The following is a 213-nucleotide window of genomic DNA, read 5'->3' on the forward strand; positions in this document are numbered from 1 at the left end:
TCTGCTACTTTGCAAAATAGTATAAAACCTGAATCGGGTACAGTACAACGAGAAATAAACGTTCAAGATAATGTAAGGAATAACGGTCCAGTAAGTAGTGGAAATGTGAATATAAGTGGAACAACAGTACAACGAGAAGTAAACGTTCAGGATAATGTGAAAAGCAATGGTTCAGTAAGTAGTGGAAATGTGAACATAAGTGGAACAACAGTA

General features: G+C 35.7%; 1 protein-coding gene. It reads left to right on the plus strand.

The genetic code is table 11. The features are described from left to right. Window positions 1-213 (plus strand): hypothetical protein (locus tag MR058_RS23205; RefSeq protein WP_242145957.1); only part of this gene is annotated, 213 nt, incomplete at both ends.

The organism is Bacillus cereus group sp. BfR-BA-01430 (genome assembly GCF_022663115.1).
GTDB classification, from domain to species: Bacteria; Bacillota; Bacilli; order Bacillales; family Bacillaceae_G; genus Bacillus_A; species Bacillus_A cereus_BD.